Here is a 329-nt window from a genome sequence, read left to right on the forward strand (position 1 = left end):
GCGTCTGCACCGGAACCGTCAGATAGGATGCGACGGTCTCGACGGTCGCCAGATCGATGGTGGATCCGTCAGGGGTCCGCGCAACCGGAAGCCCATCAGCCCCCGCCGAGAGGGTCGCCCCCTTGGCCTGGGCTTTCAGAAGCGCTCGGAAGGTACCGGCCGCGACGGTCACAGCATCTGCCGGAATATTCTGGCTGATGCCCTGTGTGTAAAAGCCGCCCGCCGATCCGGAATACAGGATCTCGGGACCGCCATCCGGAGGCGTGTCCTGTGAGGTGTCTGTCATGTCAGGCCAGTCCTATGGCAAAAAATCCGCCCGTCATGGCGGC

The 329-nt window shown here is 63.8% G+C and carries 1 protein-coding gene; it reads right to left on the reverse strand.

Features of this window, described 5'->3' with window-relative positions; translation table 11 throughout:
• On the reverse strand, positions 1 to 286 hold a 286-nt coding region (locus tag JN414_RS16560), incomplete at its 3' end, for a hypothetical protein (RefSeq protein WP_375781693.1).
• Positions 287 to 329 lie beyond the last annotated feature (43 nt).

The organism is Gluconobacter sp. Gdi (assembly GCF_014132155.1).
Lineage (GTDB): Bacteria > Pseudomonadota > Alphaproteobacteria > Acetobacterales > Acetobacteraceae > Gluconobacter.